This window comes from Bartonella sp. AA78NXGY, from assembly GCF_042197005.1.
GTDB lineage: Bacteria > Pseudomonadota > Alphaproteobacteria > Rhizobiales > Rhizobiaceae > Bartonella.
Window position 1 is genome coordinate 306,640 of record NZ_JBHIRI010000001.1, and the last position, 23,351, is coordinate 329,990.

At 36.4% G+C, this 23,351-nt stretch carries 13 protein-coding genes and 2 pseudogenes; 9 read left to right on the forward strand and 6 right to left on the reverse strand.

All coding sequences use genetic code 11. From position 1 onward, the window contains the following. Positions 1-51 precede the first annotated feature (51 nt). The 4 genes and pseudogenes from ACFINL_RS01170 to ACFINL_RS01185 all read right to left on the reverse strand — a co-directional run bounded on the left by ACFINL_RS01170 (position 52) and on the right by ACFINL_RS01185 (position 2,584). Positions 52-222 (reverse strand): hypothetical protein, encoded by a 171-nt coding sequence (locus tag ACFINL_RS01170; protein ID WP_375611449.1) that lies wholly within the window; start codon positions 220-222, stop codon positions 52-54. Positions 223-2,018: 1,796 nt separating this feature from the next. Beyond that, positions 2,019-2,192, reverse strand: a pseudogene (locus tag ACFINL_RS01175) (YqcI/YcgG family protein); the annotation flags it as partial. A 76-nt stretch (positions 2,193-2,268) separates the two neighbouring features. After that, positions 2,269-2,358 (reverse strand): YqcI/YcgG family protein, encoded by a 90-nt coding sequence (locus ACFINL_RS01180; protein ID WP_375611451.1) that lies wholly within the window; start codon positions 2,356-2,358, stop codon positions 2,269-2,271. After that, positions 2,324-2,584, reverse strand: coding sequence for a hypothetical protein (locus tag ACFINL_RS01185; protein WP_375611452.1), 261 nt, complete (start codon positions 2,582-2,584; stop codon positions 2,324-2,326). Before ACFINL_RS01185 ends, ACFINL_RS01180 begins: the two co-directional genes overlap by 35 nt. Before the next feature lie 848 nt (positions 2,585-3,432). Here ACFINL_RS01185 and ACFINL_RS01190 point away from each other — a divergent pair. Next, complete coding sequence (locus tag ACFINL_RS01190) at positions 3,433-4,644, forward strand: MFS transporter (RefSeq protein WP_375649212.1); 1,212 nt, start codon at positions 3,433-3,435, stop codon at positions 4,642-4,644. 318 nt (positions 4,645-4,962) lie between these two features. Here ACFINL_RS01190 and ACFINL_RS01195 read toward each other — a convergent pair whose 3' ends face one another. Further along, positions 4,963-5,232, reverse strand: a complete 270-nt coding sequence (locus ACFINL_RS01195; protein ID WP_012754562.1) for a hypothetical protein — start codon at positions 5,230-5,232, stop codon at positions 4,963-4,965. Between the two features lie 2 nt (positions 5,233-5,234). Next, complete coding sequence (locus ACFINL_RS01200; protein ID WP_375611456.1) at positions 5,235-5,681, reverse strand: hypothetical protein; 447 nt, start codon at positions 5,679-5,681, stop codon at positions 5,235-5,237. A 129-nt stretch (positions 5,682-5,810) separates the two neighbouring features. Here ACFINL_RS01200 and ACFINL_RS01205 point away from each other — a divergent pair, with 129 nt between their 5' ends. From ACFINL_RS01205 to ACFINL_RS01240, 8 genes and pseudogenes are all read left to right on the forward strand, one after another. Further along, a complete protein-coding gene (locus ACFINL_RS01205) occupies positions 5,811-5,936 on the forward strand; it encodes a hypothetical protein (RefSeq protein WP_375649220.1) in 126 nt (41 codons plus the stop codon). Between the two features lie 239 nt (positions 5,937-6,175). Beyond that, the gene (locus tag ACFINL_RS01210; RefSeq protein ID WP_375611471.1) at positions 6,176-6,682 is read left to right on the forward strand and encodes a helix-turn-helix domain-containing protein; all 507 of its coding nucleotides are present in this window, start codon (positions 6,176-6,178) and stop codon (positions 6,680-6,682) included. A 1,067-nt stretch (positions 6,683-7,749) separates the two neighbouring features. Continuing rightward, on the forward strand, positions 7,750-14,067 hold the full coding sequence (locus tag ACFINL_RS01215; protein ID WP_375649229.1) for a Vomp family autotransporter: 6,318 nt from the start codon (positions 7,750-7,752) through the stop codon (positions 14,065-14,067). A gap of 632 nt (positions 14,068-14,699) precedes the next feature. Beyond that, entirely contained in the window at positions 14,700-20,195 is a 5,496-nt protein-coding gene (locus tag ACFINL_RS01220; RefSeq protein ID WP_375649237.1) for a YadA-like family protein, read from the forward strand. Positions 20,196-20,684: 489 nt separating this feature from the next. Beyond that, positions 20,685-20,894: a hypothetical protein gene (locus ACFINL_RS01225; RefSeq protein ID WP_375649240.1), complete on the forward strand. Its 210-nt coding sequence runs from the start codon at positions 20,685-20,687 to the stop codon at positions 20,892-20,894. Continuing rightward, positions 20,881-21,180 (forward strand): hypothetical protein, encoded by a 300-nt coding sequence (locus tag ACFINL_RS01230; RefSeq protein WP_375649243.1) that lies wholly within the window; start codon positions 20,881-20,883, stop codon positions 21,178-21,180. The genes ACFINL_RS01225 and ACFINL_RS01230 overlap by 14 nt, the downstream gene beginning before the upstream one ends. A 4-nt stretch (positions 21,181-21,184) precedes the next feature. Continuing rightward, complete coding sequence (locus tag ACFINL_RS01235; protein ID WP_375611461.1) at positions 21,185-21,487, forward strand: hypothetical protein; 303 nt, start codon at positions 21,185-21,187, stop codon at positions 21,485-21,487. Between the two features lie 426 nt (positions 21,488-21,913). Further along, positions 21,914-23,351 (forward strand): annotated as a pseudogene (locus tag ACFINL_RS01240) (hypothetical protein); the annotation flags it as partial.

Sequence of the window (23,351 nt, forward strand, 5' to 3'; positions counted from 1 at the left end):
CAAATAGCACCGGCTTCATGTCCCAGACAAGAAGAAATATTAATATTTTTATCATTTCATAATATTATAAAAACGCTCAGTGAGCAGATCTTCCAAATTTAGTCTAGTCACAACAAGATTGGTTGCTAATTTTTGAGAAACATGAGACCAAGCCAATCTTACTACTAAAGTTCCAATAACCTTTAAGTCAGATTCTGGATAAGCTTTTTTTAAATTTTCCACCCATATGTCTCTGTGACATATAATAATTGGCTCATCTCGTCTGAATGAACAAGATGTAATTCTAAACCAATATTATCACAAAGTTTTGAGCTCTTGAATTCTCCGTATCCTAATCTGGTATTCTTAAATCATCATAGGAACTAAGAATTTTTAAGTATTCCAACTTTTATTAAACTTTGTAACAATCTATTAGAATCTCCCCTTCACTGACTTCGACAATTATTTTCTCACCACTACAAGAACAAAAAATTATCTTTGAATTTGCTTACTTTTAGAAAGAAAAATGAGCAATACTTTTCCTTAACTAAAAGAAACACGCTCTATACCTTTTTCTTTATGATTATCAAAAAACTATCCCGTTACAATTAACCATCAATTATTAGAATAATATTCTGCGTTTAGCCTAATAAACTGTTATAATCAATGTTTTTCTCTGTTCTAAAAATCAGTGCTTTTCATTCTAGAGATACTCGTAATTGCTGTAAAATCTTTCCCAAATAACACGATCACCCTGAGAAGTTTTATACATACACACTACATTATACGGAATGCTATGTATTTTTTAACTTACTCAACTAACAAACATCTTTTAATGGACAAAATAAATCACGAAATTTCTGTGCTGTCACAATTCGAAAAACAATCATATATCTCCCTCCAATGATAGACGATGTCATTAGAAGAAAGCTTTAATGATATTGGTAGAATAAATTAACCAGAAAAAATTGCAGCGTTGATGGAATAAATTCTATTTTATACCTTGTAATTCTATCTAAATTTTAATCATTTTTGTTAAAGGTTCTTATGCAATTTTTTCTACATTCAGCATCATTTTACCACTTGTTGGCAACAAAAGATTAATAGCTAAATTCACCTATGTCATAATAGTTCTTTTTTGGGTAAAATAGGACATCTTCAATTTCGATATATAAATATTTTAATTCTTTAATATATTCTCTTCACATGCTTTAGATTAACAACACAACAAAACCCAAAATAAAAATATTTATTTTACTTAAGTTATTGAATATTATTTAAAAAGTATGGAAATAAAGTGATGCAAGAGTTAAAAATTATTTAAAAATTCAAATCCATCTACATTTTAGAGCCATCACGCATGGTAATAGCAGTTTTCATTAGGTATACTAAATATGCTTGATAACTTTTCTGCTTCATGCTTGTAGGGAATTTCAGATAGAGATAATACCAGAATCCATTCGTGAATGCTCGACAATAAAGCTGTAAACAAAATTATTTCCTTTTTGTTTAATCCGTTAAGCTTGATCCATTTTTTATTCCTAAAGAATAACGTTCTATTTTGTACTGTAAAATGCGGTTTCTGAAAAGTTTCTACGTTGGTTTGGGTAGAGGACGTAAATTTCATAGCCTTATTTTCCGCAGAATCTATGGGCGCATTATGGGAAGCAGGAGTAAAAGAATAAAATCCTGTATGAGAAAGAATCCATTAAAGAGCGTGCGGTTACCCATCTCTAATATCTCCAATAGTGAGATTTTCTGTAGCAATTGCATATATGCATCCTACATCTGCCGCAATTGATTTGTGCCTTGTATTGGCAGGTAGATGTATAATATCTCCTAGTGTACAGGTTATATGTTTTTCGCTATAGAAAAAATCTAACTCTCCCTCTATAATTAAGAGAGTTTCATCGACCTAGTGAATATGCCAATCGTGTATTTTTTTTGGAAAATCTCTTTGTATCTCTATTGATCCTTGCTCTGGAAGCATCATTTTGAATATATCATGGATATTTTTATTTAATTTAATTTTAGAAAATTTAGTCATTATCGTGCTCCATTATATGATATGGGCAAGGTGGGGATTCAATATTATTATCTTGCAGGAAGTATTGCGTCCATTCTCTATTTTGGGGGGCGCCATATTTTCCTAAAAAAGGAGATTTTGTGATAATATCAAAAGGTTCAAGCTTTTTTCCTACAACGAGAATGCATTTTTTGCTTTTTGTTCTGTAGAGAGAAGATCAGAAAAAACCCACCTAGGCTGGAAAGTTAACATAAATATAGAACTTACTTAATTCTGTTTATATAAGACGGGGTATTGTAAACTATGAATATAGGTTCGCTATGAAAGCAGAACTCCCATAGACGATTGTACATATTTTTTGTATATACTTAGGTCATTCTCGGTTGTCAAAATCTCGCAAGTTTTTAAGCATAGATCAGAATTTTTCTCTATAAACTTCGATACTTTGTATGGGGCCGGCTCCTCGAATGTAACAAAAGATGTGTTTTTTCCAAAACTTTTATAATTATCGCAATAAGTTATCAGGTCTTCCATCATATTTTTTGCGGTCAACTTATTGTAGAACCCAAATCTAAGCATATTTTTTGAGTATCCATTTACACCGAATAGGCAGAAAAGGCCTAATTGTGTTATTCATGGTTGCATTGAATTCTTTAAAAATGACTTGCTTCCATTTTTAATACTTGTCTATATTTTCAATTGACTGCGCTTCTGAATTCATGTTTTCCTCCCAATTGCTGTATTTTATAAGAAATTGCTACGAATAATCCTCTCCAAAGCTGATAATTCATCATCAAATACGACATCATATAGATAAGTTTTTTTGATTATGAATAAAATCATTTATTAATCAATTTATCCACGATAAATCCTCCTTTATGTATTCTTACTCTAAATCTGAAACTTTAGAGATGTGATTGCAATAATTTAACTGCTCAGGAAAAATATCACGTTATATATTTTAATTAGAAAACTAACTGTAATGGGCTTGTTTTAAAAGATTTAGAGAAGGGGAGTAGAAAAATTAGCAATATTTATTGTGAGGATAATAGTATGTTTATTCTTTTAGAGACGAAGTGTGGTGATAGAAGAACGACATGGAGGAATATACTCGAGCATATTTTAGTGCACAGAATAATAAGGACAATAATGTGAGTGAAGCTTCCATACCGTAAAATTGTTTCACAGATGTATAAAGGTGTAGCTTCTGAATAAAACGCACATAAAATATTAATTTTGTTTTTGTCCATAAATGTTCCGTTTTCATAGAAGAATTAATCATAAAACAGCACAAAGATTGTAAAAGCCTCAAAAAAGAAATTTTGCTTTCTTAAATTTAATGATCTAAAATAAAAATTGTAAGAATGCCTGTTTTTAAACAGGATGTATCATGCATATCGACTGGTATTCATTTTAGAGGATAATTTATGTTCACTTCAAATTTGAAGGAACGCATTGCTTTATTTGAAAATAGAACTTTTCTCTATTTTACTTTGAGCGGCTTATTTGCTACATTTGGAAGTGGACTAAATTATATTACATTGTCATGGATTGCTTACAATCAGACGGGCTCAATCCGTGGTGTAGCGTTGATGATGCTTTTTCTTTGGACGCCTGGCATTATTTTTGCGCCTATTTTTGGCATATTGGCAGATAAATATAACCGTAAAACGCAGATTATTATTTCAAATCTTGTGAGAGGTTTGGTAATCGTGGGCTGGGTAATGCTTTGGCATTTTGGTATAGAAATTGAATTGATGGTCTTATCTGCTCTTTTGGGTATTTTTATTCCTTTTTATATGCCATCAGCTATTTCTTTAATTCAAAGTATTGTGCTGAAGGAACAGCTCATCAATGCAAATGCAACCATCGATATGGTTTATGAACTTGGCACTATCGTAGGTATGGGCTTAAGTGGATTTATACTGTCCTATGCAGGAACAAAAGGAACTCTTCTAATAGGTGGTATATTCTTTATCATTGCTGGTTTATTTAATTTTGCAATGAAGGTACCTAAAAACCGAAGATCTAAAAAACAAAACCAGCAAAATTGGTGGGAAAATTATACAGCATCCCTTCATTATTTTAAACAGAATCCGGCTCTTTTTGTACCTTATATAAGCCAGATGATTATTATGACTCTTTTGATGACCATTCCTGTTATTCTCGTTCCTTATATACAAGAGGTTTTACATGCGGATAACAGGACCTTTGCAATATTTGAGGTGCTTTATTCTATGGGTGTATTGACAGGTGCGTTTTTTTCACCACTTCTTTGTAAAGTTTTATCTATCAGGAAAACATTAGCCATTTTATTAGCTTTTATGGCTATTGGCCTCGCTATTTTATCTGTTAATACACACAATTTTGTTGTTTTTCCTGTTTACTTTATGATTGGATTTGGACTTTCGAGTTGGGCTCTTTCGATTTCTTTATCACAACTCTCTTGTGATCCTGAATACCAAGGAAGATTGCAGGCAAGTTTTAATGGTATCTCTGGATGCTTGATCCTCGGAGTCTATCTCATTATGGCAAGCGATAACAGTAGCATATCACCTCAATCGATATATTTTTTTCAAAGCATTGTTGCGTTTGTTGGAATACTCATAGTGCTGTTTTATAAACATGAAAAACAATAAATTACATTTAAGTGTGGACAACATACGCTATTTTATAAATATTTACGCTGCAGTACATTTCACATTTTTCTTTTAAAGGAGAGTTGAGAAAATGTAAAAGTTGGTGCTTAATGAACAAAGCATAAATTGATGTATGCTAGAGAATACTCTCTATTTTTTGATAATGATCTAAAAGAATTGATGCGTTTCTTTAATTCATCTCACTGTTGTTAAGAAGACGAAAACGTAACACTTTAAATCTTCTTGAAAGTTTTTTTTTAAGCGTAGTAGAAAGTAAAGCGATGAGGGAATATCGTATTACATGGGGAGAGTATTATATTATTTTTGTTTTTCAAAATCCATATGAAAAATTGTATCAATTTCATCTTCATTGGAATGAGTATTTCTACGACGATGCAAGGTTTGCACAATCTCTTTTTTTAAAACAGCATCTGTTTCACTTAAACGGTGAATACTGAGTTCCAATTCAAGAGATAACGCCAAATCCACGCACAGTTTAAGCTCTTCTCCAATGTCGAAACCGCGTTGATAGTCGTCATAAAGACCAACCAGTGTATCAGATAATTCTTTATCGCATAAAGAGGTCATGCTTAATTCCTCAACGTTGCGGGTTTCCATGCAGCTTTTTTAAGTATCACTCCACTATCATCACTTAAAATTGCCATGTATACGAACCTCATGGTTTTGTCAATTTTCTGCAAAATACGCGCTTTTAAATCAAAGCCTATTAAAGATTTTATTACTCCAAGATTTTGAAGCGCCCAATTGTAAATATGGATGGCAATGTGTTTACTATAGAATTTATAGCATTTAAAATACATTGCCAAAAGGCTTTTAATATGCGTAGAGGAAGAGTATTCTGACGATAAACCAAACACCCTGAAATCTCTATTGCCAGTTACAGCTAAATCAGTGCCATTAATATATAAAATAAGCAAACAGGGTTTGTAAACGTCTAACTTTTTAATAACGAGTGATAATCTCGTTTTTTGTAGAATACCAATTATTTTGCCTATTTTATATTGATTTTTAGACATTGATAAACTTTTTACCTTATAAAAACCTATGGGAAATGCATTTGCATATTTTTGTAATAAGATTTCAGTGGTATATTGCACAGCATGAAATGAAGAGAATCGTATTAGGCTTTTTGCTTTTGAAAGAATATGACTGCAACTTTTGAGAAAGCAGTTGGCAAGAATTGGCTTGGCATGCAAACTGATAGAGTTGGCAGTGGCGCATTTAGTTTTTTCATTGGCCTGTGTCCAAATGTTTTTGACTCTGGAAAATAACCTCTGATAGGCTTGAGTTTTTTCGAGGTTATATTACAGGGGCGCAGCTCAGAAAAATACCACGGCGATTGCATTTTTTGTAATTGTCATAATTTTCGCTCCTGCTTGAATGGATGCTGTAACATCCGTTTTTGTGGGGTTATGTATGTGATAACTGCTCTTTTTAAGGGGCAGTAATGATAGATATAAATCAATATAGTTATTTAGTCAACAATTATATTGATTTTGGAGTGTTTTTTTTGGCTCGTCCGGAAGCAAAACCTAAAACTGAGTTGGCAAAACGTTTTCGTGAAGTGCGTCACGCTCTTGGTTTTACAGAGCGTAAGCAGTTTGCTGAACATCTTGGTATCACTGCTGGCTCTATAGGAACTTATGAAATTGGTATAAGTGAGCCTACAGCCTCTGCGCTCTCCAAATATCAAGAAATTTGTGGTGTTTCATTAGATTGGCTAGTAACGGGAAATGGCGAGATGTTTTCAGATATGGCAAAGGCAAAAGCAGCTGGTTTTAAACCGCAAGCGATACCTGTTGGGCTGATGAAAAAGCTTGGACATTTAGCTTATACGACCTATCATGATGCAAAAATAACACTTTCTCCTGAAGATGTTGCGGAATTAGCAGCAGAGCTTTATGGAAGATTGCAAGAGCTTATTCAAAACCTCAATGATATAGAAGAAGTCGAAGCCACTTTGCCACTTTTAAAATTACATTTAAAGCGTAAAATCGAAACTGAAAAGCACATCTAGAAATTTCATAAGATACGAATGAACAGCCTTTAAAAAAATAAAACTTTTTTGATTTTCTGCTGTATAACCAAGTTTGGAATGTGAAGATCTCACGATCTTCGAGTCTCTTATTCGATCTGAAAAACGAGAAACTATCATTATAAATCAATAGACTGTTCTGATTAAAAATAAAACGGTTCATAAAAAGAACGACGGGTAGCAATACAAACAAAATTTCTACAAAAAGAAGCTAATATAGCATCATTCCTGAAATATTTGTTGGTTGAAGAAAAGATACGGACAACAGTGAAAATACAGTGGGTTCTGTGAGAGGAAAGAGTTTAGAAAACAGCTTCTTTTCGGTTTGTGATATTAAAAAATTTATACAATAGTGAAAATACAATGACGATGTTTTGTTCCTATAGAAGGGTAACAGATATATAAGAGAGAAGAACGAAAGACTATTTATAGGCGCGCTTTTGTCTTTTTATGAAGATGATAAGATGAGCACGTTAAAACTTTTTACAGAGCGTGCATCATTATATTTAAGACAGATTTCTTTCAAAGAGATGTATAGTATATTGAAACAGTTTACCTCGCAACAAAAAGTGAGATTATGATGATAATCATTATCTATTACATTGTGCGATAAGTTAAAAAAATCATAAATTTGTGCTTATAAGAACAGCTAATTTATTGAGAAGTATTTTTACAAATTTATAAAAAATTATTTTTACGCTCTTGCCATTCTTCTGATGCGCTTTATTTGAAAAGTAGAATTGCTCTTTAGTGAAACTATTTTTGTTAAGAGATAAATCGCAGTGTTTTTGAATGGAGATTACGGTATATTTTCAAAGTCTTGTGTTTTTATTTATTTTTTAGCTTGAATCCCTCTAGCTAAAAGGGTTGGGGACTTTTCTAGATTCGATGTTGTTGCAGAGATTTTAGGTCGATGCCGGATAAGTATCGGTATCGTAGGGGGGAGTTTTGTCTTGATTTATTGGTTTTTGAAGTGCGCAAACTAAGGGTTTTGCCATGTGTGTTTTCGCGCGTTGTGATGATGTTGAACTCTGTAGGAGGAGATTCTTATGAAAAAAAAATATTCCACACCAAATTTAATTAAAGTTGTCTCTCTTAGTACGGTAATGGCCACACTCTTATCGAGTGTTTCTCCTGTTTTTGCTGCTAATCTTGCGATAGTAGGAGGGACGAGTCAAAGTACACCTGGTACTGGTGTTGCATATCCACATGGTAGTCATGGTAGTGTTGTTTTTGCTGGTGATGATGATTTCTGTGGTGTAGACAACGTTATTGGTCGTGGCGGCAAACAACAACAAGGAATTGCTGATAATCAACGAATAACCGCACAAGAACAATATGAGCGATTTATTGGTGAGAAAGTTTTTGGAGGTCGTAGTCCTTACGGCACGACCACTGAAAAGGTTACTTGGCAAGGCGCTGGGATTCTAACCAACAATGCTACTTATATGGGAACAAACACTAGTGGTATCATTAATGCTATGCCTGAGGCTTATGGTGTTTATTCTTTTGCAACGGGTTGTGGATCTGCAGCGACGGGTAATTATTCAACCGTATTTGGTGCAGGTGCGACAGCAAAGGCAGGGGGTGCACAAGCTTTTGGTGTTTCCGCACTTGCAAGTGGTATAGCAAGTGTTGCTATGGGTGTAGGCTCAGAAGCATCGGGCAAATCTTCAGTTTCTATTGGAGGGCTTGCAACTGCATTAGGTACAAATAGCATTGCTTTAGGTACAAAGGTAAAGGCAGAAAAGAGTTATACGATTGCTATAGGTACAGATGCTGAAGCTAAAGCTTCAGGTGCTATTGCAATAGGGGGCAGGCGCTCTGACAGAACCGAAGAAAATGATCCTAACAGAAAAGTAATCGCGAATGCTGAAAATGCGATTGCTATAGGTACGCAAGCTTATGCTGAAAAAGAAGATTCGGTTGCCATTGGTGTAAATTCGCAAGTGCTTGTTAAAGATGGTGTTGCTGTAGGTGGTGGGGCTATCTCTGATAGAGACAAGAATGTTGCTGGTTATGATCCTGTAACAGGTAAAGGGACAACAAAAACCAGTATAGCATGGAAGAGCACCACAGGCGCTTTTAGCGTTGGTGAAGTTGGTGGTATTGGTAAGGGTACGCTAACACGACAAATTACAGGGGTTGCAGCTGGAAGTGAAGATACCGATGCGGTAAACGTGGCGCAACTAAAAGCTATGAAAGATATCATAGCAGGGGGAGGGGGGTGGAAACTTTCTGCTAACGATACCGATCCGACAGATGTGAATTCAGGCAATACCGTAGATTTTTCAGTGAAAAGTGAAAAAGAAGCGGGAAAAGACAACTTAAAGATTGCAAAAAACACTGCAGATAATAAGCATAAAATTGAATTTACTTTAAATGATCATCTTAAATTGACGCAAGTCACCACAGGCCAAAGCACGATGAGTGATGATGGCTTTTTTGTTAACGGTGAAAGCGGTTCACGCATGACTGTAGACGGCTTTTTTATTAATGGTAATGATGGTCCAAGCATGACTATTGATGGTATTGATGCAGCCAAGCAAAAGATCACAAACGTAGCAGATGGGTCTGAACCTAACGATGCAGTGAATTATAAACAGTTGCAAGAGGTGAAAAACGCGAACAAAACGAGTTGGCAGCTTGCTGTTAACGGTGGAAATGCTACGGCTATTGGTCCAAATGGTACAGTAAATTTTCAGTCAGTTGACAATAAAGGTACAAAAAATATCAAGATCGAAAAAGATAATGATCACAATGTCACATTTGATCTAGCTGATGATATTCAGGTAATGACTGTCACAGCAGGAGACAGCATTATGGATGCTGCTGGCTTTAGATTTGACGGTGATGAGGGGCCGAGCATAACTGTTAATGGTATTCATGCTGGTGATAAAACGATTAAAGGAGTAGCGGCAGGGGAAGAAGATACTGATGCTGTAAATTATAAGCAGTTGACAGAGGTAAGAACACTTGCTGAAGCAGGCTGGAAACTTTCTGTTGATGGGAACAATGCTACAGATGTTAAAGCTGGGAGTACAGTAGATCTTGTTGCGGATGCGGGTGAGGACGGAAGCAAAAATATAAAAATTGCAAAAGACAGTAATAAAGTTACATTTTCTTTGAATGATAACCTTAAGCTTACGAGTGTCACGACAGGCAACAGCATTATGAGTGATGAGGGCTTTAAGTTTATTGATGGTAATGGACCAAGCATAACTTTGAATGGTATTAATGCTGGTGATAAAAAAATTACAGGAGTAGCTAAGGCAGAAGGCAATACTGATGCTGTAAATTATGAACAGCTGAAAGAGGTAAGGACACTTGCAGAAAATGGCTGGAAACTTTCTGTTGATGGTAACAATGCTACAGATGTTAAAGCTGGGAGTACAGTAGATTTTGTTGCTGGTGAAAATGAAGATGGTAGCAAAAATATAAAAATTGCAAAAGACAGTAATAAAGTTACATTTTCTTTGAATGATACTCTTAAGCTCACGAGTGTCACGACAGGCAACAGCATTATGAGCAACGATGGCTTTAAGTTTGTTGATGGTGGTCCAAGCATAACTATGAAAGGTATTGATGCTGGTGGCAAAAAGATTACAAAAGTGAAAGCTGGTACTGATGATACTGATGCAGTAAATTATAAACAGCTGAAAGACTTTACAGCGGGGATGGAAACGGGCTGGAAACTTGCTGTTGAAGATGAAGAAGCTACAGATGTTGAAGCAGGAAGTACAGTAAAGTTTGTTGCAGTTAAGCATAAAGACGATGATAATAATGAGAGTGAGAACACAAATATAAAAATTACCAAAGGTGATAACAATGAAGTAAAGTTTGATTTAAACGAATATATTAAAGTTGGTCGTGTAGAAACAGGGGACAGCAGAATGAGTAATGCCGGTTTCATGATCAAAGATGGCCCAAGAATGACCAAGGGTGGTATTCATGCCGCCAATACAAAAATTACAGGAGTCGCAGATGGTAGCAATGAGCATGATGCTGTTAATCTTTCACAATTATATAAAATGAAGTTTGAGATAGAAGACAATAGTCTTGTTAAATGGAGTAAAAGTAAAAAAAATATTACCATTGGTGCTGAAAAAGAAGGTATCGAAATCAATATTGCGAACTCTGAAGGCAGAGATCGAATTATTTCTGGCGTTGCAGTTGGAAAAGTCAGTTCCGATTCAACAGAAGCAATAAATGGCCATCAACTGTTTAATTATATTACTAATATAGTGGATTTTTTTGGTGGTAAGGAGACAGATATACTTAATGGTATCAAACCAACTTTTATGGTTCAGAATACAAAACACGACAATGTAACGGATGCTTTCGCTGCTGTTGATACTTCTATCACAGATATTTATAGTCAGATTAATAATGTAACAGAAAATAGTCTTGTTAAATGGAAAGAAGATCAGAAGCTTATCACTATTGGTGCTGAAAAAGGCGGTACGAAAATTGATATTACAGGTACTGAGGGAGAGCGAACCATTGCAGGTGTAAAAAATGGTGAAATTTCCAAAGACTCCATGGAAGCTGTAAATGGTAGTCAAATTAATACAATAGCTGGAGATGTTGCAAAATTCTTTGGTGGTGGTACTTCATTTGAAAATGGTGTTTTTGTTGGACCACAGTATAATTTATCTACCGTTTCTGCAGATGGTAAGGTAGAACAGAAAACCTTTGAAAATGTTGGTGATGCTTTGACTGGGCTTGATGCGAATGTCAAAAATGTGAATAGTCGTTTAACACATGTAGTCAATAATTTTACTGAGGAAATTCAGGGTCTCTCTAAAGATGCTTTATTGTGGAGCAGTTCTGAGAGTGCATTTGTTGCACTTCATGAAAAAGATGGACAGAAGACAGATAGTAAGATTAAGTTCCTTGCGGATGGCGATATTTCAGGAGATTCAACAGATGCAATAAATGGTTCTCAACTTTATAAGATGGGCGATAAGATTGCGAATTATTTTGGCGGTGGTGCTAAATATGAGAATGGAGAATGGACGGGGCCTGTATTCAAAGTTTCTCGTAACGATCCTGATGGTAATATTGTTGAGAATAGGTATACGAATGTTGCTGATGCTTTTGAAGGTGTCGATAGTTCTATTACGGATATCTATAATCAGATTAACAATGTAACAGAAAATAGCCTTGTAAAGCAGGAGGGAGAAGATGGTCTTATTACTGTGGGTAAAGCAACCGGTGGTACTGAAATCAGCCTTGTAAATAAAGATAAGCAAGAAAGAACACTTTCCGGTGTAAAAGATGGAGAACTTTCTCGAACATCTACTGAAGCAGTAAATGGTTCACAACTTTTTGCTACGAATGAGAAGGTTACAACTGTTACTGATAATCTTAAAACAGTCGCTCAAAATACATCGAAATATTTTGGGGGTAGTACAGATGTACTGAATGGTGTAGAACCAGCTTTCCTTATTCAGGGGAAGACCTATCATAATGTTACGGAAGCGTTTACAGGTGTTAATACTTCTATCACACATATTGATAATAAGATTTCCGATGTGGTAAAAAATAGTCTTGTTAAGCAAGATGGAGGTGCATCAGGTATTATTACTATTGGTAAAGATACCGCTGGTACTGAGATCAATATTGCAGGTGTTGGTGGTTCAGGACGTAAAATTTCTGGCGTGCGGGAGGCAGAAAATGGTGATGAAGCTGTTAACAAAGACCAACTTGATAAAAGCATAAATAAGATTTCTAAAGATATTGAGACAGTAACTGCTGCTGCGGTTCTCTATGATAAGAATGACGATAATAGTGTTAATTATGGTAGTGTAACTTTGGGCGGCGATAAGAACAACGGACCAGTTGCTCTTCATAACGTAAAAGATGGTAGCATTTCTGAAAATTCCAACGATGCAATCAATGGTAGTCAGATTAATAAAATATCAGCAGATATTGCAAAGTTTTTTGGTGGTGGTGCAAAGTTCATTAACGGTGCTTTTGAAGGGCTGAAATATACTTTATCCGCTATTGTAGGTGGTGAAGTAGGGAAGGCTAATTTTTACAATGTTGGTGATGCTTTAACAGGTCTTGATAAAAATGTTCAAGATGTGAATCAACGCTTAACGAATGTATCCAATGAGTTTAACCAGAAAATTGAAGATTTCTCTAAAGATGCTTTACTGTGGGATGATGAGGAAGAAGCATTTGTGGCACGTCATGAAAAAGATGGTAAGAAAACAAACAGCAAATTGAAGTATCTTTTAGATGGTGAGATTGCTCAAGGTTCAACAGATGCCATTACGGGCAACCAACTTTATTCCATGAATAACCAACTTGCAAATTATTTCGGTGGCGGTGCCAAATATGAGAATGGCAAATGGACAGATCCTACTTTTAAGATTGTTCAAGTCAATGCTGATGGTACGACTGTTGAGACAGAGCATCATAATGTCGCTGATGCTTTTGGTGACGTCAATAAAAATATGTCAAATATTAATAACCGTATTGATGATGTCATCAACAAGGTCGATTCAGATGCTTTAAAGTGGAATGATAAAGAAAAAGCCTATGATGCTGGTCGCGATGGAAAGCCGAATAAAATTATCAATGTAGCTGATGGTAAAGTTGAAAAAGGCTCGAAAGATGCCGTCAATGGTGGGCAACTTTGGGAAACCAATGAACGTGTCACTGGTGTCGAAAAAGATGTGAAGCATCTTACCAACAGAGTTGATACCATTTCCAATACGATTGCTGATATTGGTGATACAGTTATCAATATTGATGCCAAAGTTGATAACATCAATAATAGAGTTGACGGCATTGAAGAGGATGCTGTTCGTTATGATAGAGATGAAAACGGCAAAAAAACCAATAAAATCACATTAGCGGGGGGGGATGCCAGTGAACCTGTTCTGATTGATAATGTAGCTGATGGTAAAATTGAAAAAGGCTCGAAAGAGGCTGTAAATGGTGGTCAACTTCATGATTATACTAAAGAACAGATGAAGATTATTCTTGATGAATCCAAGCAGTATACAGATCAACGGGTTAATAATATTGTGATTGATGCGATTGATGATGCTGTTGATCGGGCTAAGCAATATACAGATATGAAGTTTGATATTTTAAACTATAGTATTGAGAGTGTGAAAAAAGAGGCAAGACAAGCAGCGGCTATTGGTCTTGCAGTGTCTAACTTACGCTACAATGATACACCTGGAAAATTAAGCGTTGGATTTGGTACTGGTTTATGGCGTAGTCAGTCTGCATTTGCCTTTGGTGCAGGTTACACCTCAGAAAATGGAAAATACCGCTCTAACATATCCGCAACAACTTCTGGAGGTCACTGGGGTGTAGGTGCGGGATTCAATATGACATTGAATTGATAATAAACAAAATACATAAAAATTCCTTTTCACCCCTGTCTCATGAGGCAGGGGTGAATTGTTGTTACGTATGTAAAAAAATATATATAAATTGATAAGCGCTAACGATAAATACAGGTTTAAAAAACAGAAAAACCGGACGCTTTCAACAAAATGAACCTCTTATTTCAAAATAAGATAATGAGTTTTTTCATAAATTATAAGTTTATTATTTTCTTCTTTAATTTTTAAATCTGAAAAATCTGTAGCACTCTACAGATAAAAAAACCTTTTGCTCTCTACAAATCTATTAAAAAGCTTTCTACTAAGACAAAAATCTCCATTCAAATGTATTTCAACTTTACTGGAAGAAGCTATAAAACAATATGCTAAATTAACTCTACCCCTTGCAAAAAACAACCAATAAGTTTAAAGGTTAAAAAAAACCAATCACCACAAAAAAATTTACTTTCTTAGGAAATGTAAAAGAGCAAAACGCATTAACCATAAAACCTAAAACACAACTTCTCTATCTTTTCAGTCAGGTACTAAATTTTTGAATACGTTTAGAAAAACCAATTTTAGGGGACCTAATAGCGTTTAAATGTGTCTTTTTTGTGTTTATAGTTATTTCTTTCATTGGGGAGTTCATTATGAAAAAATTATATACAAAATTAGCAGGGAGCAATTTAAAATTTTCTCGTTTTCCTTTTATTAAAGTCCTATCCTTGACTTCAATAGCGGCACTTTTAGCCAGTATTTCCCCTGTTTTTTCGAATGATTTGGATTCTTCTAGTTCATCACAGGAAAATTATTTAACAGCGCTGAATGTTGCTTTGACATCCAAGGTAAGTGCTGCTGATGACTATGAAAATTTTTTAACCAAAACTCTTACTGGTGTAAGTGATTATAGTCCTATAGTGAATGTTTTGGCAGAAACCAGCGATTCGATACGTTCAATTGATATGAATGCTGGAAGTAAAAAAATAACAAGAGCAGCTTTAACTCCAAGAGTTGTAAAGGGAGATCAGATAACTAGCAGTCAGGATTTGGGTAATCCTCTTATTTATGGTGAACGAGCTCAGGGAGAAGCGCATGATGCTATTGTTTTCGGGCAGGTAGCGCAGACGAAGGCTGACCAAGGGGTTGCTATCGGCTTAACTGCTTTAGCTGGTAGTAGTAGAAATACTAAAAATAGCATTGCAATCGGCTCTTCTCTAACCGATAGTTCTGATGAAAAAGAGAGAACAGTTTCATTTGGTGATTATAGTAAGGGTATAACCAGACAAATTACAGGCGTAGCAGCTGGTTCTAATGTTACCGATGCAGTGAACCTTAGACAGTTGCAGGACTTAGAACAAGTTGTAAGACAAAACGGTTGGAAATTCTCTGTTGGAGATAAAAATGCTACAACCGTTCTTATGGATAGCGCGGTAGATTTTTCCGCAGGAAGTAGCAACCTAAATATTACAAAGGGCGAAGATAACAATAAAGTAAAATTTGATCTGGCTCAAGACATTACGTTAACAAGCTTAAAAGCAGGTACAAATACCTTCGATGCCACGGGCTTAGTAATTACTGATGGTCCGAAAATAACCACCGGTGGTATTGATGCTGGAAATAAAAAGGTAATGGGCGTTACATCTGGTGATCTTAGTGCAGATTCACAAGAGGCGGCAAATGGTAGTCAGTTGAATGTTGTAGCTACCCATATAGCTGGATATTTAGGCGGTGGTGTTAAATTTACGAATGGTCAATGGGATAATCCAGAGTTCAAAATTAAAACTTTAAATCCTGAGACGAATGAGATGGAAGAAGAAAGTTTTCCAAATGTAGCCAAAGCCTTTGAGGGTGTGGGTAAGTCTTATGTAAATCTTCACAATGAGATTAAAAAAGCTGCCGATGATAGTGTCTTTAAATGGCACGCCGAAACGGAGAGCATTACAATTGCTGCCAGTGAGGGAAAAGGTGGGCAAGAAAGTATTGCTATAGGTAAGCTTTCAAGTGCAACTGCTAACAATGGTATTGCATTAGGTGGTTCTGCAAATGTATCTGGTGAAAATAGTATTGCATTAGGTGGTTTTGCAAATGCATCTGGTGAAAATAGTATTGCATTAGGTGGACTTTCAGCTGCAACAGCTAAAAATAGTATGGCATTAGGTTCAAATGTACAAGTACTTCCTGAGGGTGGTGTTGCTGTGGGTTATAAATCTGTTTCTCGTAACTCAGTGTCCGCAGTTGGCTATGATCCTTCCATAGGGAGCCAGTCAACGGATGATGGTGTGATATGGAAGAGCACTCAAGGAGCTTTTAGTGTTGGTGATACTCCGAATAAGATAACACGACAGCTTACAGGTGTGGCAGCGGGTTATGCAGACACTGATGCCGTCAACATTGCACAGCTGAAAAAATTAAGAGAATTTGTAGCACAAGGGTGGACACTTTCTCTTAATGATAAGGCTGTTTCAAACTTTCAGCCGGGTGATATATTAAATTTGGTTTCTGGAAGCAAAAACTTTGAGATTAAAAATAGTGATACAACAGACAATAAAGACAAAAAAATAACATTTGATTTGGCACAAGATGTCACATTGAACAGTGTAAAATTAAAAGACATCACTTTAGATAAAACGGGCTTAACTATTGAAAATGGTCCCAAAGTAATAGCGGATGGTATTGATGCTGCAGGTAAAAAAATAACAGGTCTTGCAGGTGGAGATCTTAGCACAAATTCGACAGATGCCGTTAATGGTGGTCAGCTTCATACAATTACTGGGGATTTATCAAAAATTTTAGGTGGAGATGTATCCTTTGATGGAAAAAACTTTAAAGTACCAAGGTATAAATTATCGAATATTGATAAAAAAGGTGAAGTAACAGATAAATCTCATACCGATGTTGGTTCTGCCTTTAAAGGACTTGATGATAATATCAAGAATGTGAATGCTCGTATAAAGGAATTTGAAAATGACCTCTCTTCGAATAGTTTAAATTGGGATGGCAGTGTAGGTGATGATGGTGCCTACAATGCTGCTCATGGTGAGAAGGATGCGAGCAAGATTGTTAATGTTGCTGATGGTAAGGTAGAGAAAGATTCGCACGAAACTATAACAGGTTCCCAGCTTTATGCACTGGGCAACAAAGTTGCAGAATATTTTGGCGGCGATGCTACGTATGAGAATGGCGTATTGAACAAACCAACCTTCAAACTCAAAGTTTTCAACTTAGAGAGCAATGAAATTGAAGTTGAAGAAAAAACCTACAATAATGTAGCGGAAGCCTTTGACGGAATTGATAAGAATTTCCAGAGTGTGAATAAGAATGTGCAGAACATCGTTAATGATTTTAATGACAAAGTCACGAATATCAAAGAATCTGTCCAAGGCGATGCTCTGTTGTGGGATGGTAAAGAACAATCCTTTGTAGCCAAGCATGGGGAAAAAGATGGAGAAAAGGAAAACAGCAAGATCACATCACTTGCCGCTGGTTCTATAATATCAGCTTCGAGTGATGCGATTAATGGCGATCAGCTTCATGCAATCACTGAGGATTTATCAAAAATTTTAGGTGGAGATGTATCCTTTGATGGCAAAAACTTTAAAGTACCAGAGTATAAATTATCGAATATTGATGAAAAAGGTGTTGTAACAGATAAACCGCATACCGATGTTGGTTCTGCCTTTAAAGGACTTGATGACAATATCAAGAATGTGAATGCTCGCATTAAGGAAGTCTCAGAAGGAGTTGCACAAGATTCTTTATCTTGGAGCGATGCTGACAAAGCTTTTGTTGCCCAGCATGGGGAAGGTGATGACAGAAAGGCAAGTAAAATCACATCGCTTGCTGTAGGAGATATTACGAAAGAATCGATGGATGCCGTAAATGGTTCTCAACTTTATTCACTGGGCGATAAGGTTGCAAAATATTTTTCTGATGACGCTGAATATAAGGATGGGGAATTGAAAGTTCCTGATTTTAAGCTCAAAATTATCAATGATGATGGCACTGAAGCTGAATCAAGCTATAAGAATGTATCAGATGCATTTTCAGGTGTGGGTAAACTTTTCACAAAGGTTCAAACTGCGATCAGCGATGTAATCAGTAATTTGCTTGTTACGAAAAATGAAGGTATTATCAACATTGGTAAAGGAGTAGAAGGTAGTGAAATCAATATCGCAAACAAGGGTGGTAAGGATCGAACTCTTTCTGGTGTAAAGGCAGCAGAAAAAGCCAATGAAGCTGTGAATAAAGAGCAATTTGATAAAGGTTTGAAGGATCTTTCTGATACCCTTCTGTCGGATAGTTCTTCTGTTGTTCTTTACGATAAAACAACAGATAATCAAACTGATTATACAAATGTAACTTTTGGGAAAGGGAAGGATGCTACACCTGTTGCGCTCCATAATGTAGCCGCCGGATCGATTGCGGAAAACTCAACGGATGTTATCAATGGAGGACAAGTTCACATTCTTTCAATGGATATAGCAAAATTGTTGGGTGGAGATGCTGAATTTAAGGATGGTGCTTTTAAAGGGCCAACTTATAATTTATCTAGTATTGATAAAGGTGGTGAAGTAACAGATAAACCGCATACCGATGTTGGTTCTGCCTTTAAAGGGCTTGATGACAATATCAAGAATGTGAACGCTCGCATTAAGGAGGTCTCAGAGGGAGTTGCACAAGATTCTTTATCTTGGAGCGATGGTGACAAAGCTTTTGTCGCTCTGCATGGGAAAGGTGATGACAGAAAAGCAAGCAAGATCACATCACTTGCGGCTGGCTCTATAGTATCAGGCTCGAGTGATGCGGTTAATGGTGGACAGATTTATGATCTGAATCAATCGCTAGCAAAGTATTTTGGTGGTGATGCTAAGTATGATGGTGATGGCTGGGTCCTTCCAGGTTTCAAGATAATGACTTTCCAAGAAGATGGAAGCTTTGTAGAGGAGGATTATGATAGCATTGCAGCCGCGTTTGCCGGTGTAAATAAGGTTTTCAAGAATCTTCATAATGAGATTTCAGACAACATTGAGCAAAATGCGTTGTTGTGGAGTGATGATGCAGGTGCGTTTGTAGCACAGCATGAGGAAGAAGGTAAAAAGGAAAACAGCAAGATCACGTTCCTTGCGAAAGGAAAGATATCAGAAGATTCGACTGATGCGATTAATGGTGGTCAGATTTATACTCTTCAACAGACATTTGCCTCATATTTTGGTGGAGGAGCTGGTTATGATAAGGAAGGAAACTGGCAAGGACCAAAATTCACCGTTCAGGTCTTTAATAAGGATGGTACGAAAGGTGATAAAGAGGAGCGTAATAATGTCTCTGAAGCATTTGATGTTGTTAATGACAGCATGAGCACTATCAACGATCGTATAAAAGAAGTTGAAAAAGGTACCTCTTCGAATAGTCTGAATTGGAATGAAGAAAAAGGAAGCTATGATGCATCTCATGTTGATGCTCAGGGTGTTAAGAGTCCAAGTAAGATTATCAATGTAGAGGATGGCAAGGTAGACAGAGATTCAAAAGAAGCTGTGAATGGAGGACAGCTTTGGGAAACTCAGCAAATGATTACAGATCAGGTCAAGGATATTGAAAATAAAGTTACGGAGGGATCTGTACAATACGATAAAGATAAAAAAACGGGCAAAAAGACCAATAAAGTTACATTAGTTGGTGGAGATGACAGTTCTCCAGTATTAATAGCCAATGTAGCCGATGGAAAGATTGAAAAGGATTCGAAAGAAGCGGTTAATGGCGGTCAATTAAAAGATAAGATGGATTTTGTGCTTGAAAATGCCAATAAGTATACGGATGAGCAAGTTTCTCATCTTGTAAAAGATGGAGTTAGTGAGGCTAATTCGTATACGGATATGAAGTTTTCGACATTAAGTTATGCTGTTGAGGATGTTCGAAAAGAGGCAAGACAAGCAGCAGCTGTTGGTTTAGCGGTAGCTGGTTTACGCTATAGTGATATTCCTGGAAAATTAACAATCGCATTTGGTAGTGGTTTATGGCGTAGTCAATCTGCTTTTGCTTTTGGTGCAGGTTATACTTCAGAGAACGGTGATATTGGTTCCAACTTGTCAATTACCACTTCTGGAGGTCACTGGGGTATAAGTACAGGGGTTAATGTGATACTCAACTAATAAACGACTAAATCCATAAAATTGATTTGCCTTTTTCTTAATTGAAGAAAAGGGCAAATTTTTTACTTTCTTCCAGAGTTCTCTAAAGCTATTCTAAATGTATAAAACACCCGTAATTATATAAAATCCGAATATAAAAAGCCTATGACAACTTTTTTTGAGAATAAAAGACCTTAATGGTAAAGATTTAAAAAATTGATTGCTATTATTTTGATTTATTAAAATGCTTCAAGAAATGTAAATACGAATATACCCTTTATTAAAAGAAGACAGTTTTAGCTTTTATTTTCGTATAGTTTTAAACGTATGCTTTATAATGCAACGATCTACAGATATGCAACGTACTCCAAACACAAGTATTGCTTTAGGGTAGTGGAGCGCAAACGGAAAAAGAATGAAGCGTTTCTGTAGGCAATATGGCTTACGCTTTAGAGAAAAGCAGTATCGCAATAGGTAGTGAATATAATAAGAAGAGCGAATACGGGGAAAATGATTATACAACTTGCGAAGAGTGATTATTCAACAGTAGTGGGAGCTATTTCTAAAGCTTTAGAATATGGTTCGATTTCACTTGGTCATTCCGTGCTATATGCATTTGCTCAAGAAGCTATTTCTATGGGCTTCTATTCAAAAGCAAATGGGGTTGGAAGTATCGCTTTAGGTTCTTATTCTAAAGTGACGGTTGATGGGGGCTATTGAGAACAACTCTGTGTCCGGTAGGGCTGATGGCGTTTTTGGGTATACGTCTCTTCTGAAAGGACCGGCTAAAAACACTGAATTTCAATGGAAAAGTACGAAATTTGCAGTAAGTATTGGTGTTCCTAGTAAAAACATAACGCGACAAATTATAGGTGTAGCAGCTGGTAGCAAACCTGCCGATGCAGTGAACCTTAGACAGTTGCAGGATTTAGAAGAAGTCGTAAGAAAAAAAGGTTGGAAACTGTCTATTTCTGGTGAGGCAGCTAAAGATATGGGTGCTAGATAGTACAATGAATTTTTCATCTGGAGGAAGTAACTTCAGGGTTAAAAGAGATAAGGACGATGAAAATAAGCTCATATTTGGTTTGGCTAATGATATAGCATTGAAAAGCATAACATTAGGAGAGAAAAGAAAAGTCGATGCAACAGGCTTAGTAATTACTGATGTCCCGCAAATAACCACCGGTAATATTAATGCGGCAAGTAAAAAAGTAACAAATGTTGCAGAAGGAACTAGCAATACTGATGCAGTGAATTTTTCACAACTGAAGGGAATAAAAGAACAAGTAGCAGTGAGTATTTTTGTAAAATAGGATACAGCAACGAGACACATTACCATGAGTAAGGATATAGATGGGGCATTTTAGTAAAAAGCTTTCATAAATCCTCTAATGAAATAAAAGAGCTTATTCACGAAAAATAAACTGATGCCTAAGCGGATGATCAATAGGCACAAAAATTATACCTTTTTCAAAGAGATCAAAGCTAAAAACGACACACAACCTTTGATAGAAAAATGAAATCCATTCTAATATTAAGTATTTTTTTACCTTCCTCAAATTGACTTTCACGAACCTACCCCTAATTACCCTCTAAAGGCGTTGCAGAAACAACAGCTTACGTCTTAATTTTATTTATGTCCTAAAAAACGCTGTAAAAGCAGGAACACGCAAGGGAAATAAGAAAGCTCTAGAACACACCTTTTTTGTGTTTTTAATCTATTGTTATGAGGGGGTATTATGAAAAAATATTCAACACCAAATTTGATTAAAGCTGTTTCATTGGGAACAGTTATAGCGGCGCTCTTGTCGAGTGTTTCTCCTGTGGTTGCTGCAAATCTTGCGATAACAGGTGATAAATTTCAAAGTACAAGTGGTCCTAGCGTGTCTTATCAATACGCTAGCCATGGCAGTATTGTATTAGCTGGCGATAGGGATTACTGTGGTGTGTTTAATGTTGTTGATCGTGGTGGAAGCAATCAAGGTACTAATAACCAAATCACTGCAGAGGAACTATATGAAAGAGTTTCTATGAATAAAGAGATTAATGGCAAGCGTCCTTTTAACTGGGCGAAGGTTCAGCTTAATTGGGTTGATGATGGTCTGACCGGTAAGGGGGGATATATGGGAAAAGCAACCGGTGGTCTTTCAAATGTTCTGCCTGAAGCTTATGGTGTGTATTCTTTTGCAACTGGGTGTGGATCTTCCGCAACGGGGCATTATTCAACAGCATTTGGAGCGGCTGCAACTGCAAAGTTTGGGGGATCACAAGCTTTTGGTATTGCTGCACTTGCAGGTGGACAAGCAAGTATTGCTATAGGGGTTGCGTCTGAAGCAGTAGCAAGCAATACGATTGCTATTGGTGGGCGTGCAAAAGCAAAAGGCGTTGATAGTATTGCATTCGGTAACAAATCACTTGCAGGTGGACAAAAAGCAATTGCTATAGGTTATGGTGCTCAAGCTCAAACAGATCTTTCGATAGCGATTGGTTCAGATGCAAGAGCGACTGAGCATAAGGGTGTTGCTCTTGGGAGCGAGTCTGTGGCTGATGTTGCTGCTGGCGCTATCGGGTATAATTCTTTAACTAAAGGCCCTTCAGATTCTGACGACATGATATGGGCGAGTACGCTAGGTGCAGTGAGTGTTGGTGATGCTAAATCAAAAAAAACGCGCCAGATTGTAGGAGTGGCAGCTGGTAGTGGCGACACTGATGCCGTTAATGTTGCACAGTTAAAATCATTACAAAAATACGTAGACCAAGGTTGGACACTATCTGTTGGAGGTAAAAATGCTAAAGCTGTTGGTGTACAAGATACTGTAGATTTGTCGGCTGCAAGCGACAACCTTAAGATTACAAAAGGTGAGGAAAACAATAATGTAACATTTGATCTAGCTAATAATATTACAGTGGAACGAGTTACCGCTGGGAGAAGCTCTATCAGTGATGATGGCATTTTGTTTGCTGATGGGGCTAAAATAACTGTGGATGGTATTGATGCTGGCAATAAGCAGATTACAGGAGTGGCAGCTGGGGAAGAACCTGATGATGCAGTGAATTTTGCGCAGTTGGAGCAGGTTAATCGGGACGTTGCAAGTGTAAGTCAAAATACATCACAATATTTTGGTGGTGGTGCAGATGTATCTAATGGTAAAGCACCAACTTACACAATTCAGGGTA